The following is a 14510-nucleotide window of genomic DNA, read 5'->3' on the forward strand; positions in this document are numbered from 1 at the left end:
TTGTTGACCAGCATGGGCGACAGAGAACGGACCCGACCCGTAGTTTAGGCGGGTCGTTCTCAGGCATCGCAAGGCTCAGCAAGGGGAGTACAGGTTTTCTGGCGAGAGATCGGAACCCAAGCCGATTGGGCCAAGCAAACCAGCAAGCGAGCAATCAGCCTTCCATGCTCGCCCAAAGCCCGCTCCAGATCCGCATGCCGGCTTGGTCCACTTCGTCCACTGCGCCTAAAAACCGCTCACGGGCTTGAACATTGACCCATTCTGCGGGCAAAAACGGGTCGTACACCACATGCTTGATTGCGGTGCCGCCCAACAAGAATGATTCACGGGCGGCGACTTCAGGTTCCAGCGTACCCGAGCGGTCAAGCCAGGTGCGCATCTTTTTTTCCAGTTGCGCGTAATTGGTCTCTAGTTCGCGTGGGTTCCACAGGGTGGCAATTCGGCGCTGAAGCTCGGAGTCAAAATCACGAGCCTCGAACACCGGCGCGTCTTTCTCCAAACCCAGTTTGTACAGGCGATCGCGCACGCTTTGTAGTGTGTCTTCGATGTTGTTGGGGCGTATGAACAGGTGTTCGTTCAACGGTTGAAAACCCAGCATCAGCAAGGCGCGTGCACGGGCGCGTTGTTGTTTGGCTTCGCTGCGTGAAAGTTTCTCGGCCTGCACCACAATGTAGCTGCCATCCCAGGGGCGAACCCGGGTGCTGCGGGTGCGCCAGGCGGCCACGTCGTCGGCCAGCGTGTGTGCGTCGTCGGTGAGTTGGTACAGGGCGCGGCCTGCTGATTCGATCAGGCCTTCGGCTGAAAGCCGCACTAGCGCCACACGTGTGTTGTTCACGCTGATGTCGAAAATGCCACAGGCGGCAATGGCCTGTTTGGCTGAAAGGGGGCGACCTTTGGAGGCAAGCAACAGGTCGAGAATGAGGCTTTTGGCGGTGGGTTTGCGCACGGCGTACTTGTTCTTCTAAGGCAAACCTGAAGTGTATGCAAGGCAGGCCCGGCATGCAAATTTGATGGCTTGTTTGTGCGATCATTGCCTCACCCAGAATAAGGAGACGAAATGATCAGGGCATGGATTTCCCGGACGGCTGAGCAAGCGCAGGCCGAGCTGGAAACTCTCGATGAGTCTGAGTTTGCCGGGCAGGATGTGGTGCTGAAGTTGCATTACAGCTGTCTGAACTACAAGGATGCATTGGCGCTTACCCACACTGCACCGATAGCGCGCAAGTACCCCATGGTGCATGGCATTGATGCGGTGGGCGAGGTGATTGAGTCGAATTCAGACCAGTGGCCGGTGGGCACAGTATGCCAGGTCAACGATTGGGGCTTGGGTGAAACGCATTGGGGTGGTTTGGCCGAGCGTGCCAGTGTGCCAGCACAGTGGATTTCACCGATTCCGGAAGGGCGAAGCGCCCGCTGGGCGGCTGCCTTGGGTACCGCTGGCTACACTGCGGCATTGTGCGTAATGGCCTTGCAAGATCACCCTGTGAAACCAGAAGATGGCCCGGTGCTGGTGACCGGGGTCAGCGGTGGTGTGGGTACAGTGGCCTGTTTGCTGTTGCAGCATTTGGGTTACGAAGTGGTGGGCCTGACTGGTTCAATTGATGCTATGGGTGAGCCTGTGTCCGAATCTGCAGGCAAACACTTTGAACGATTGCAGTTGGGTTCAACCCACCTGATTCACCGTGAATCCATGTCGCGCCCGGGCAAACCTTTGCAAAAAGAACAATTTGCGGCGGTGGTCGACAGTGTGGGCAGCCACACCTTAGTGAATGCCTGTGCTCAAACAAAGTACGGTGGTGTGGTTGCCGCATGTGGCCTGGCGCAGGGCATGGATTTTCAGGGCAGCGTGGCACCTTTTATTTTGAGAGGTATCACTTTGCGCGGTATTAACTGCGTCTACCGTACCCATGCTGAGCGGGACCGCGCCTGGGGCATGTTGGCGCAAGCCTTGAATGAATATGATCTGGATTTCATGATCAAGGAAGTGCGGCTTGCCCAAGCCCTCGACAGCGCGCGCCTGGTTTTGGCCAATCAATTGCAGGGGCGTGTGGTGGTGAACTGTGCCTGAAAACCGGGCTTTGCCTTACCTGGCCCTGGTGCTGAATGCATTGGTGTGGGGTGTGTCGTGGTGGCCATTGCGCGAATTGCAGGGTGAGGGTTTGCACCCGTTGTGGTCCTCTGCATTCACTTACCTGCTGGGTGCGGTGGCCATGTTGTGTTTCATGCCCCGGGTGTGGAGCGAGTTTGTACGTCACAAAGCGTTGTGGCTGCTGGCCCTGGCGGCTGGCACCACCATGGTGGGCTTTAATTGGGGTGTGTCGATTGGCGAAGTGATTCGCGTGGTGCTGTTGTTCTACCTGATGCCAATTTGGGCAGTATTGATTGCACGTGTTGCCCTGAATGAACGAATTACCTTGAAGGCCTTGCTGCGAGTCGCTTTGGCGTTTGCAGGTGCGGTGCTGGTGTTAAGCCCCAATGGTAGCTTGGGTTTTCCGGTGCCTTCGAACCTGGCGGAATGGCTGGGTTTGATGGGTGGTGCGGCATTTGCGCTGAACAACATCATGTTGCGGCATCAGGCTGCCCGCACCGCGCAGGCGCGTTTGTTCGCCATGTTCGTGGGCGGTATTGTTGCGCCAAGCGCGGTGGCTGCTTTATTGGCCCTGTTGTTGGGCGAGGGCAATGCCTTTGTGCAGTGGCCCGTGTTGCCCGGGTTTTACGGTGGTTTGGTGTTGTTGGCTTTTGCGGTTACCTTGCTGGTGGCCAACTATGGTTTGCAGTATGGAGCGTCGCGTTTGCCGGCCAATGTAACCTCGGTGGTGATGTTGTCAGAGGTGGTGTTTGCTACGTTGTCCGCTATATTGCTGACCAACGAAGCGCTAACGCTGCAGGTTGGAATTGGCGGGTCCATGATTTTGCTGGCGGCTGCTTTAAGCGCGCTTGAAAACCAAGACGCGCATTGATCGGGAGGAGAAACATGAATCATTTGTTTAAGGTGGCAATGGCCACTGCAGCGTCTACATTGCGTGGCTGGCAGGGTATGGTGGTGACGGAACCCGCAGCGGTTCAGCCTGAAAAACCATTGAAACTATACGAGTTCGAAAGTTGTCCCTACTGTCGCTTGGTGCGTGAAACCCTCACGGAGCTGGCGCTGGACGCTGACATTTACCCCTGCCCCAAGGGTGGAACACGGTTTCGTGCAGATGTGCTGGAATTGGGGGGCAAGGCCCAGTTTCCGTTTTTGGTGGACGACAACACTGGCGTGAAGTTGTATGAGTCAGCCGATATTATCGAATACCTGTACACCACCTATGCCAAGCGGACTGTGCCGTTGCGTGTGAAGGCTGCGTTGCCGCAGGCGGTGTCTAGCCTGGCCAATTCGGCTTTGGGCCTGGGTGCTGGCACCCATGCGCGTGCTTCGAAAAAGCCTGAGCAAATGTTGACGTTGTACAGTTTTGAAGCATCGCCATTTTGCAGGCCAGTGCGCGAAGTGTTGTGCGAGCTGGAGATTCCTTACCACTTGGTGAATTTGGGCAAAGAGCAATTTGCAGACATGGGTGTGAATGGTGTGCATGCGGCTGTTGGCGAATACAACCCGGTGAAGGGTGGTAAACGCGAGCAGTTCATGGCCAAAACCAACAAGATGATGGTGCCGTATCTGGAAGACCCAAACACGGGCAAGGCCATGTTCGAATCCAAAGCGATTGTGGAGTACCTGCTGGAAACCTATGGCGGGTGAGGTTTATTTCGGGACGAAGAACATTACGGTTTCTGTCCAGCCCTCGGTGTAGTGGCGCAAATGCACGTTGTAGTCGTTGCGGACACCGAGAATGATTTCAGGCACTTGCCAGAAATGGGCGGGGTCGTGGTACACCGCCACGGCCAGCTTGGGGTGGTCTTCCTGAATATGCCACTTCATGCCCTCCAGTGCTTTGGGTTCTGCACCTTCCAGGTCGAGTTTGATGAAGCTCACAGATTCTGTGACTCGATTGTCCAGTGCGTCCACCTCAATTTTCACGCTGCCGGTTTCCGAAATTTTGCAGGCCGAACCAGCACCTGCGTCAAATGACAGAGTTTGCTTTGCATCAAACAAGCCCACCGGATGGTAGTGAATGTTGGGGTGCTGGGCCAGTTTACTTTTGGCCTTCCCAAGTGTGGTTTCAGTGGGCTCGAAAAAGTGCACGCCACCATACTGCGGGCATCGCTTGATGAATTCTTCGGTGGTGTAGCCGTCAAAGCCGCCACCATCCACAAAAACCTCGCCTGGTGAAAATTTTACAAAGGGCTCGAAGTATTGCTGGTCGGCTGTGTAGTCGAAAAACCGCATGGCACGCAGGTTGGCGTTCAGGCGAAACTCCATAACCCGGTTAAACACTTCCCGCGATTCTTGATCGGCGAACAGGTCGCGCACCCGTTCAAATTTCTCGGGGTGGGCTGCATATTCCTTTTGAGTATCGGCCAGGGCTTGTACTTGCGGTAGCTGAAAATGACTGGCGTCGGCCACTGCAAAGTAATCCATCGACACCACACCATTGAGGCGCATCAGTTTGTTCATGGCGGTTTTGGGGCGCGCCTGTGTCACGGTTGAAATCACCATGCTGCCCGCAGGCACCTGGTTTAATTTCAAAACCGGTTTGCCACGGTATTCGGTGGCGGTGGTGTATTCGTCGATAAAGCCGTCGAGGTTTGCTCGGCTGGCCACTGCATCAGCAAACTCGTTAATGCCCAGCACATAGCGTTTCTGGGTGGTATTGCCAAAAAATTCCGCATGAAAGGAGGCGGCGTGGGCTTTTTGACTGAGTTGTTTCATGGCGAGGCACATAAAAGGTAGCGATGAAACCAGTCTAAAGACATCGTTGACGGCGGTAGCTTCGGAAAAGCGAGGGAAAACAGGTGCTTATGGACTATTTTGAAAAAATGTCCCGTTCGCACCGCTTGGCGCGAACGGGCTGGGGCTTACTGCGCAGAAACGGTGTCAGTGCGAACGGCCAGGTTCTGAATTCTCAAGTCATTGGCGGCAGGTGTTTCCGCAGTGTTGAAAGGGCTGGCATTGGTGAACTGGCGCAAGAATCGTGCAAATGCATCTTGCTCAGAACCCTTCGCTGCAAAGGTATTGCCCGCCGTGAATGTTGTGGGGTCGATTGGGTTGGCGGTGTCCAGGCTGAGCCGGTTCTGGTTGACCAACAGCGGGAACGGGTAGCTGTCGCCGCCCAGGTTGGTGGTGCCGCTGATATTGGCCAGGAAATTCAAGGTTACCAGCCTGAAGATGCGATTGGGGTCACCTTGAATTGCGCCATTTTGGACCACGATGTCATTGCCGACTTTCACTGTTCGAATCCGACTGCCTGTTCCATCTGCTGCTGTGCCCGCTGCACCCACTGTGCGTGCGGTTCGGGTCGTATCGAAACTGAATGAAACACCTCCAACTTGTGGGAATGCCCCTGGGGTGGCGCCCGGAGCGACGCCGGAAACACCATGCTCCAGCAGTTCTTTCAAACGGGTCGCCGAAACGTCGATAACCACAAGTCCATTGTTAAACCGCAAAGAGTTTTCAATGGCCAGTTGAGAAATTTCGCCCTCTTCCCGAATGCCAGGGTTGGCTGCAACCGGTTTGAATGTTGTTGTGGTAGAACCGGGCAGGGTTTCAATAAAACCGATGTCGGAACGAATACCGCCACCGTTTTTCAGGGAAATGGCGGTGGTGGTGTCAAACAGTCTGGCGTAGGTCAGATTGGCGTCCGATGACAAATTACCTAGATTGGTCTCTTCTGAACGCACTGCTGTGCGGCGTCCTTCGAGGTAAACAGCAGACTCGCCAAATACATTGCCGTCTTTCGCAACGATCACTGACCGGAGTGCATCACGAATGGCCACAACCGCCGGGATTGGTGTTACCCCACCTGCATTGTCATCGGTTTCGCTGGTGGCGTAAGCATCAGACACGGTCCGGTCGATGCGTTGCGGAATGATGCGGCCTTGCGCATCAAAAGGCGCTACCAAACGCCCCAAATACTTGTAGTCGCCATCCACGTTCACCAGTGCCACCGGGTTGGTTGGGGATTGGATGATGCGTGGGTATTCGCCTTGCGAGGCCTCACCTGGGCGAAGACGACTGTTGCCAAGGCGAGTGTTGGAGCCACCTGCCACAATGATATCTACATCACGCAGACCCGCGGCCAGTTGCTCTTCCACGCTGATTTGTTGCATGTGGGCCAGCAGGATGATTTTGTTGATCCCGGCGGCGGTCATTTCATCCACACCGGTTTGAATCGAGGAGATCAGGTTGTTGATCACCACGTTGTTGCTGCTGTCGCCGCCGGCAAATGTGATGCCGCCAGTTGACGTAATTTGCGGAAAGGTGGGTGAACTGGCACCAATCAATCCAATGGTTTCTCCATTTACCGTGGTGCTCACCCACCCAGTAACACGCCCGGCCGCGGCAGTTGCTGTTTGGCCATTTGGAACGATGAATGTGGGTGATGCATTCAGTGTCGCGGTGAAGTTGGGGTCGTTTGCAAAGTTGGCATTGAAGGACAGGTAAGGGAATCGGCCACCGTCCCAGCGAGTTTCAGTGCCGCCTGTGACGTTGCGGATGTCTGCACCAAAAATGGTCCGAAACTCGGAGGTGCCCAGGTCCAAATCATGGTTGCCCAGCGCAGAGGCCTGAACACCCATGGCATCCAGAAAGGCAATGTCAGCCCGACCAATCGAGGCACGCAGCGTATTGATGCCACGCTGTGTACGAAACACGTTTTGCAGTGATGAGTCCTCGGAAGCAGAAAGGCGCGGACCTGGAATCAAATTGTCGCCCGAGCTGACCACCAAGGTGTTGTTGGGCATTGCCGAGCGGAAGCTGTCAAGCAAACCTGAGAGGTTGGCAATGCTGTTCAAGGCCACATTGTCATCCCCGTCTGCATCAGCGAAATGCAGCATCTGAAGCGTGAACGCGGCTTCAGGTGCGGGTGCGGGAGGAGGGGTGTCGTTGTCTGACGAGCATGCTGTCATCAAGGCCAGCAGAGAAAGAACCCCGCCCGCCAGTATTTTTCTGTGTGATTCGTACATGATTTGCTTCCTGGATGCTGCTGAAAAGACGGACTTTTGTTGAGTTGAATCAATTAGGAAAAGTCGCGAAAGTCAGTTTAGGCAGTCCAGGTTGCAGTTCGATGAAGTTTTTGTTTACGTTGGAATTGGCAGGTTGATTGGCAAGGCGCCGTCAAAACGGTTACTGCCACGCTGCACGGTGAACGACTTGCGCATGGCCTCGTTCTCAACGCCAATGAGTGACTCGTCGGTAATGCTTTGCGCGTATTTCCAGGTCACATTCATTTGTTCGCGTTGCATCTCGATGAGTGCGAAACCTTTGGTTTTCAGTTCGCTGTATTTGATGTGCGGGTTGAGCAAAGGCAACAGAGTGGACACCAGATCGGCCACTTCATCTGGAAAGCCAGAGGATGTGACGGATGGGGTTACAATTTCCACGCCCAAGCTTCGCTGCAATTGATTGCCGCCAATCAGGGCAATCGGGTTTTCGTACAGCTCAATGGCCCAACTGGTGTGAATGTCGCCAGTCAGTACCACCAGGTTTTCAATGCCGATGTCTTTGATCAGGTTAAACACGCGATTGCGTTCGGCCACGTAGCCGTCCCACTGGTCCATGTTGATGCTGACCAGGTTGCCCAGCAGTTTTTGATCCAGCAGTTCCACTTGTGGCGCTTCCAGAATGTTCAATTGACCAAACATCACTTGCTGTCCCAGCACAGTCCAGATGCTATTTCTCTGCTTGGCTTCAAACATGCGGTCGCTGAGCCAGCGGCGTTGCTCGAACCCAAGCAGTTGTCGATCCGGATTGAATCGGTCAGGGTCTACAGCCATGATTTCAGCCTGTTTGTCGCGACCCACAATGCGGGTGTCCAGCATAATCAGGCTACACAAATCGCCCACTTGAAAGTCGCGGTAAATCACCTCGCGTGGATCGGGTGCCAATGTATTTTCATCGCGCGGGAAGCGTTCGCGCAGAGGCATCCAGTTGTAATAGGTGCGAATGGCTGTGGCTTTGCGCTCCTGATAATCGCCCTCTTCAGGCTGGTGGTTCTCGGCCCCGTCCTTGTAAGCATCATTGGTAATTTCATGGTCGTCCCACACTGCAATCATGGGGTGGGTAGCATGAAGCGCTTGAAGTTCAGGGTCGGCCTTGTACTGTTGGTGGCGTAACACATACTCTTCGCGGGTGACCATTTCCTTTTGCGGATTTGGCGTTCGGGCAACGCCGTTGCGGCTGAGCTCGGTACCACCGCCGCCGCCTTCGTAAAGGTAGTCGCCCAAATGCACCATGAAATCCAGAGGCTCACGGCGCACCATCTCGTACACAGAAAACAAACCTGCCGGGTAGTTGGAGCAGCTCAGCGTCGCAAACTTCACAGATTCCACTTCCCCACTGGGCAGTGTTTTGGCATGCCCAATTCGTGACTTCTGATTGCCCGCCACAAAACGGTATAGCAAGGCCTGGTTGCCGGTAAGCTCGGGTATTTGACCCTGCATGAAACGCGAGTTGCTGTAGAGGGCTTGGTTACCCAAGTCCACTTTCACCGTGTAGTCGCGGTCGCGAAATGCAATAAATTCGCCCAGGCGATTGATGGGACCTTCTTGGAATTTTGAATTCCATTCGGTCATATCGGCCAGGGGTTCCCCCAACAGCACGTATTCCAGCATCACCGGGATTTGATCGATATTGGTGTTGCGCGGAGAGAGGGCAGTCCACAAAATAACAGCTTCGGCGGTGGGGTCACCGCTGCTGACACCCCAGGGAAAAGCGCCAGCCGGGTTCAGCATTTGATCAACTGTTTCGCTGGGTGTAACCGGGTTACCAGGGTTGCCGGGATTCGCCGTGTTGCCGGTGTTTGACCCGTCAGAGCCGCAGGCTACCAGAGCGGGCAGGGACAAGCCGGCCAGGCCGGTGCGAAGAAAATGGCGACGATCCATGCTGTATCCCGAAAAAATGTTGGTTCTTCTTGATACTGCTTGGGTGGTCGCTTTAGTTTTGGAAGAACATGTCAGCGTGACTGGTCACGCTGGTGTCACAAATTACCTTCTGTCCCAAGTGCCCATTAACCAGTCCATGATGGGGTAGGTGATGTTGAAGTTTTTGTGCGCCATGATCCGCTGGTCGTGGTGCGTGGTGTGCAGGCGCGCAAAGCGCGTGAATCCGGGAATGCGATGCACCCAGTGATCTTCTTTCAAGTGGTACGACAGGTGCAGCAGTTCATAGTTGAGGTAATAGGCCATGCCGGTGGCTACCAGCAACAGGGCCACATTGGGGCTGAACAGCCAGGCCAATAAAAAGCCCATGGGCACGAAAAACGCCACCACAAAAAACCCGACAATTGCGATTGGAAACAGCACGGCTTTGAAATCCTGGTTGCTGTCAATTTCCATGTGGGTGTCGGTGAAAAACTTGTGGTGTTGCAGCGAGTGCCGTTTGTACACAAAGCCAAGGCCCTTGACCGGGCGGTGCATGGCGTATTTGTGGCCCGCCCATTCCGCAAAATTGGCATACAAAAAGGTGGCGGGTATGGTCAACCATTCCAGTGCGCTGGGGGACTCTAGCCAGTAAATACATAGCGCGATTACGCCCAAGCCCAAGGTCATTGTCATGGCCAAGTGCAGGTAGCCTTGGTAACCCGCTGAAATGAATTCTGCCCTGTAGTTGGCCCGAACCGAGCGGACTGCCTCGTCCTGAGACTCCTTGGGCACAAGCTGTTTGACTTTGGCATGCATGGTATTACTGTCTCCCACATTATGAATTTTATTTTGTAATGTTAGATTGCCCCCGATTGCCTGCAATTTCAAGTGCTTTTGCAAGCACTTGGCTGCGCGCTGGTACACTTTATAAAAAACACTATTCCAAAAGCAGCCAAGGAGACCCACCATGAACGCACCGCTTTCAAATACCCCACCCGCCCACATTGGCCAGCAGGAATGGCAAGCCCGTGTTGATTTGGCCGCAGCTTACCGTTTGGTGGCCATGCACAAATGGGACGATTTGGTGTTCACGCATATTTCGGCGCGGGTGCCCGGTGAAGAAGGCCATTTCTTGATCAACCCCTATGGTTTCATGTTCGAAGAAATCACTGCCAGCAGTTTGGTGAAGGTGAACATGAATTGCGAGAAAGTGGACAACAGCCCCTACGATGTAAACCCGGCTGGTTTCACCATTCACAGTGCAGTGCATGCTATTCGGCATGATGCGCACTGCGTGATGCACACCCACACCGTGGCGGGCGTTGCGGTGTCTATTCAGGAACAGGGTTTGTTGCCAATTTCACAGCAGTCCCTGTTTCCCTTGGCTGGGCTGGCGTATCACGACTACGAAGGTTTGGCCTTGCGCGAAGATGAGAAGGCCCGCTTGCAGGCCGACCTGGGCGAAGCCAACAACCTGATTTTGCGTAACCATGGTTTGCTGACCTGTGGTGCCACGGTGGCCGATGCGTTCTTGAATATGTTTATTTTGCAGCGCGCCTGTGAGGTTCAAATTGCGGCGCAATCGGGTGGCGCGCAATTGATTCCGATTGCCCAGCCGATTGTGGACGGTATTAAGGCAGCAGCTGCGCAGGTAACCCGCGGTTTGGGTGGCAATATTGCCTGGCCCGCGCTGCTGCGCAAGCTGGACCGCGAACAGCCGGATTACAAAAACTGACGATTAGGGATTGTTTCCACCAGTCACGGTGGAAACATACTTCGCCAGAATTTTCATTTGATCCACGGTCAAATGATCAACAAAAGGGGGCATGCCCCCTTTGCCGTTTTTAAGTGCATTCAACACGCGTTCTTCGCTGGGTTTGAGCACATCGAGCACTGGGCCAATTTTGCCCTTCGTGCCAGCATCGGCCAGGGTGTGGCAAATGGCACAGGCCGGGTCGGCATCGGTTTGAAACAGTTTGCGACCCAGTTCAAGAATGGTGGCGTCGTCCATGGCGAAAGCATTGAATGTGCTCAGGCTTAACACCAACATGCAGCTGAATTTCACCATGGCTGAACTCCCTGTGTTTGATCACGCCCTTAATTTGCGGGCCTTGAACAAGCCCCAACTGCTATCCAGAATATAGAAAAACAGGGCTTTCAGGGCGCTCTCGTTCGGGACAGGGTTTTTGCCTTTGCCCATGCGGTGAATTTGGCGGGTGTACCACTGAATTTCCAGCAAGCCGGTGCGGTCCACTGCTTTTACACCGGTAATCAATGGCTTCACCGGGTGCAAGGCTTCTTTGTTGTCCAACAGGCGTTTGGGCAAATCGGGTTCAATGGCAATCGAGCGGGCAAGGCCAATCAAATCCACAGCACCGCTGTTCAGCGCTTCTTTCATGCCGCCCACGGTGCGAAAACCCCCAGTGAGCATCAGTGGCACTTTGCACACGGCACGTACTTTCTCTGTGAAGTCGATGAAGTAGGCTTCGCGCTTTACGGTGCTTTCCTTCTTGGGTTTTGCACTTGCGCCCGTCATGGCGGGGGCTTCATAGGTGCCGCCCGACACTTCAATCATGTCAATGCCGCGCGCGGTCAGTTCCTGAATTACCGCCAGTGATTCTTCCTCTGAAAAGCCACCCTTTTGGAAGTCGGCTGAATTCAGCTTGATACCCACCGGGAAGTGAGGGCCCACCTGTTTGCGCACTTCGTCGTAAATGGCCAGTACAAAGCGACGACGGTTTTCGGCATTGCCACCCCACTGGTCGGTGCGCTGGTTGCTTAGCGGGCTTAAAAACTGGCTGATCAAGTAGCCATGCGCACCATGAATTTGCACGCCGTCAAACCCCGCGTCTTTGCACACTTTCGCGGTGCGGCCCCAGCGGGCAATCAAATCAAGGATTTCAGTCTCGGTGAGTTCGCGTGGTGTGGCAAACATCATTTGCAGGCTTTTGTGGAAAGGCACCGCCGAAGGCGACACGGTTTCCTTGTTCATGCCTTTGGGGCACTGTTTGCCGGGGTGGTTGATTTGCACCCAGATTTTGCTGCCATTGGCCTGGCCCGCTTTGGCCCACTGCTGCAACAACAGCATGTCGCGGTCGTCTTCAATCACGACGTTGCCCGGCTCTGCACGTGCTCGGCGGTCAATCATCACATTCCCGGTTATATTCAAACCAATGCCACCGGCTGTCCAGCGCTGGTAGACCCGCACAATTTGTGGTGTAACACGGTTGTCGCGCGTGCCCAAGGCTTCGCTCATGGCAGCTTTCACCAAGCGGTTGGGAAGGGTGGCGCCGCAGGGCAGTGTCAGTGGGTCGCGAAGTTCAATACGCATTGGGAGTCTCCGGTGGCTCTGAATTGAAAATTATTGTTGTCACATGGTAGCGTGGACGCATGAAAAAAATTGAAGTCAATACACTAATTTTGACGGCTTTCGCCATGTGTGCGTTTGCGGCCAATTCCTTTTTCTGCCGAGCCGCGTTGGGAGCTGGGCAAATAGACCCAGCCAGCTTCACAGCCATTCGGCTGATTGGTGGTGCCATCACCTTGTGGCTGTGTTTGCGCATTCAAAACAGGGGTGCGCAACAGGGCAGTTGGGTGGGTGCGTGGGCGCTGTTTGGTTATGCGGTGCTGTTTTCCATGGCCTATTTGTACATGAGCACCGGTACCGGTGCGCTGATTCTGTTTGTCAGTGTGCAACTCAGCATGATTGGCTACGCGGCTACCCAGGGGGATCGCTTGCGCGGCTTGCGTGCGTTTGGCGCTGTTGTGGCTGCGGCTGGCTTGGTGTTGCTGTTGTGGCCACATTTGCAAACGCCAGCTTCGGTGTTGGCTGCTGCAAGTATGGCTTTGGCAGGTGCCTGTTGGGGTGTGTATTCCGTGGTGGGCAAGGGTTCCAAATCGCCTTTGGCTGACACCGCGGGTAATTTTTCCAGGGCCGCATTCCTGATGGTGTTGGTGTGGATGGCCGTGTACTTCTCAGCCAAGGCGGGCGTGCACATTCCCGGGGTTACAGTGGAGCGCGGCTTGGCCCTGTACACCGTGTATTTGCCAACGCCCACCATGGCAGGTGTATTGTTTGCTCTGGCTTCGGGTTGCGTGGCCAGCGGCATTGGTTATGCGGTGTGGTACAAGGTTTTACCTGCGTTACCCACCACTTCGGCAGCCAGTGTGCAGCTCAGCGTGCCCGTGATTGCTGCACTGGCTGGTGTTATTTTCCTGGATGAGGCTGTTACTGCCACTTTGCTGGTGGCCATGGTCATGACCTTGGGTGGTGTGTATCTGGTTTTGCGCGCCAAGCGTTAAGGGCTTAATTCAAATTGGCAGGACATTGATTCGATGAATGAAGTCGTGAAACCCAAAGATGAGAACACCAAGCCTGTAGGGCAGGCGGTGCAAACGCCTTCAAGTCTTTCAACCTTGGCTAAGCAGTTCTACCTGCAACACTGGGGCTTGCTGCTCAGTGCTGCCTTGGTATTGGCGGTGGTCATCAATTTGTGGCCAGTGCTGGCGCCCTTCGTGGCTGCATTTGTGTTGGCTTACCTATTGGCCGCCCCCAGCCGTTGGGTGCACGGCAAGTTGCGCGGGCGTATTCCCTTGCCGGTGTGTGCAGTGCTCACCTTTTTTGCGTTGTTGCTGATTTTCTCCAGCGTGGGCCTGTTGTTTATTCCGGTGGTGCTGACCCAACTCGAACTGATCCAGAACAATTTGCCTCAGTTGATTGTGAACGTGAAGCGCACGGTGCTGCCTTGGCTCAATGAAGTGTTTGGTTTGACCATTTCTGTGGACAGCACTGAGATGAAAGACCGCATTGCGGCTTACATCAGCGAGAACCGTGGCACGCTGGCCGAGATCAGTACAAAAATTTTGCGCTCGGGTTCGCAGTCAGTGCTGGGCATTACCGGTTTTGTGTCGCTGACCGTGATTGCCACACTGTTTATTCTTCCCGGCTGGACTCAAATTACCAAGCAGTTCCAGCAGCTATTTCCCCCTCATTTGTGGAGGCGGGCACAACCTCTGTTTAGCGAAATCGATTCTGTCATGACCGAGTACATCAAGGGCATGATGATTGTGATGCTGTTTCTCAGCACCTTTTATTCAATCGGTTTGAGTGTGGTGGGGCTTCAAAGTGGCTGGGCTTTGGGCATGTTGGCGGGCGTGTTGTGTGTGGTGCCTTACCTTGGTTTTGCGGTGGCTTTGCTGGTGGGGCTGTTGACCGCCGCGCTTGAATTACAGGGTTTTTTGCCAATTGTTCTGGTATTGCTTGTGTTCGTGGTGGGACAGTTTCTGGAGGGTTTTGTGCTGACCCCCTTGGTGGTGGGCGACAAAATTGGTTTGTCGGCACTCGCGGTTATTTTTGCCTTGGCGTTTTTCGGTGCCATATTTGGCTTGGTCGGTGTTTTTCTTGCGCTGCCGCTGGCTGCAATTTTCAAAGTGGCTTACCTGCACGCCTTTGCCCATTACGAACAAAGCGACTATTACCGGCAAGCCAGGTAAGTTAGGCGAAAAAAAACCGGTGGGCTGCTCACTTCTCCCACCGGCTGTTCAGCCCAAAGTTT

General features: G+C 54.6%; 13 protein-coding genes. 6 read left to right on the forward strand and 7 right to left on the reverse strand.

Translation table 11 applies throughout. The features are described from left to right. Positions 1-154: 154 nt before the first annotated feature. A complete protein-coding gene (locus PY990_RS08055) occupies positions 155-946 on the reverse strand; it encodes a PaaX family transcriptional regulator C-terminal domain-containing protein (protein ID WP_275271175.1) in 792 nt (263 codons plus the stop codon). Positions 947-1057: 111 nt separating this feature from the next. On the opposite strand from PY990_RS08055, the gene PY990_RS08060 reads away from it, so the two are divergent. Genes PY990_RS08060 through PY990_RS08070 form a run of 3 tightly spaced genes read left to right on the forward strand, consistent with a single transcriptional unit; the run spans position 1058 to position 3736 of the window. Further along, a complete protein-coding gene (locus PY990_RS08060) occupies positions 1058-2068 on the forward strand; it encodes an MDR family oxidoreductase (protein WP_275271176.1) in 1011 nt (336 codons plus the stop codon). Next, positions 2061-2960: a DMT family transporter gene (locus PY990_RS08065; protein ID WP_275271177.1), complete on the forward strand. Its 900-nt coding sequence runs from the start codon at positions 2061-2063 to the stop codon at positions 2958-2960. The genes PY990_RS08060 and PY990_RS08065 overlap by 8 nt, the downstream gene beginning before the upstream one ends. A 14-nt stretch (positions 2961-2974) precedes the next feature. Then, complete coding sequence (locus PY990_RS08070) at positions 2975-3736, forward strand: glutathione S-transferase N-terminal domain-containing protein (RefSeq protein WP_275271178.1); 762 nt, start codon at positions 2975-2977, stop codon at positions 3734-3736. Positions 3737-3739: 3 nt separating this feature from the next. On the opposite strand, the gene PY990_RS08075 is transcribed toward PY990_RS08070, so the two are convergent. The 4 genes from PY990_RS08075 to PY990_RS08090 form a co-directional block, all read right to left on the reverse strand. Further along, positions 3740-4807, reverse strand: coding sequence for an FkbM family methyltransferase (locus tag PY990_RS08075; protein ID WP_275271179.1), 1068 nt, complete (start codon positions 4805-4807; stop codon positions 3740-3742). A gap of 146 nt (positions 4808-4953) precedes the next feature. Continuing rightward, positions 4954-7059 (reverse strand): bifunctional metallophosphatase/5'-nucleotidase, encoded by a 2106-nt coding sequence (locus PY990_RS08080; protein WP_275271180.1) that lies wholly within the window; start codon positions 7057-7059, stop codon positions 4954-4956. Between the two features lie 114 nt (positions 7060-7173). Then, positions 7174-8976: an alkaline phosphatase D family protein gene (locus tag PY990_RS08085; protein WP_275271181.1), complete on the reverse strand. Its 1803-nt coding sequence runs from the start codon at positions 8974-8976 to the stop codon at positions 7174-7176. Between the two features lie 102 nt (positions 8977-9078). Further along, positions 9079-9771, reverse strand: coding sequence for a sterol desaturase family protein (locus PY990_RS08090; RefSeq protein ID WP_168426873.1), 693 nt, complete (start codon positions 9769-9771; stop codon positions 9079-9081). 151 nt (positions 9772-9922) lie between these two features. On the opposite strand from PY990_RS08090, the gene PY990_RS08095 reads away from it, so the two are divergent. Then, on the forward strand, positions 9923-10690 hold the full coding sequence (locus PY990_RS08095; protein WP_275271182.1) for a class II aldolase/adducin family protein: 768 nt from the start codon (positions 9923-9925) through the stop codon (positions 10688-10690). Positions 10691-10693: 3 nt separating this feature from the next. Here the strand turns inward: PY990_RS08095 and sorU are convergent, their stop codons facing one another. Together sorU and PY990_RS08105 are read right to left on the reverse strand one after the other, a co-directional pair. After that, the gene (gene sorU, locus PY990_RS08100; protein ID WP_275271183.1) at positions 10694-11023 is read right to left on the reverse strand and encodes a SorU family sulfite dehydrogenase c-type cytochrome subunit; all 330 of its coding nucleotides are present in this window, start codon (positions 11021-11023) and stop codon (positions 10694-10696) included. A 21-nt stretch (positions 11024-11044) separates the two neighbouring features. After that, on the reverse strand, positions 11045-12286 hold the full coding sequence (locus PY990_RS08105; RefSeq protein ID WP_275271184.1) for an NADH:flavin oxidoreductase/NADH oxidase family protein: 1242 nt from the start codon (positions 12284-12286) through the stop codon (positions 11045-11047). A 59-nt stretch (positions 12287-12345) separates the two neighbouring features. On the opposite strand from PY990_RS08105, the gene PY990_RS08110 reads away from it, so the two are divergent. Both PY990_RS08110 and PY990_RS08115 read left to right on the forward strand, forming a co-directional pair. After that, entirely contained in the window at positions 12346-13257 is a 912-nt protein-coding gene (locus PY990_RS08110; protein WP_275271185.1) for a DMT family transporter, read from the forward strand. 33 nt (positions 13258-13290) lie between these two features. Further along, a complete protein-coding gene (locus PY990_RS08115; protein WP_275271186.1) occupies positions 13291-14448 on the forward strand; it encodes an AI-2E family transporter in 1158 nt (385 codons plus the stop codon). Positions 14449-14510: the final 62 nt, after the last annotated feature.

The organism is Limnobacter olei (genome assembly GCF_029087225.1).
Taxonomy (GTDB): domain Bacteria; phylum Pseudomonadota; class Gammaproteobacteria; order Burkholderiales; family Burkholderiaceae_B; genus Limnobacter; species Limnobacter olei.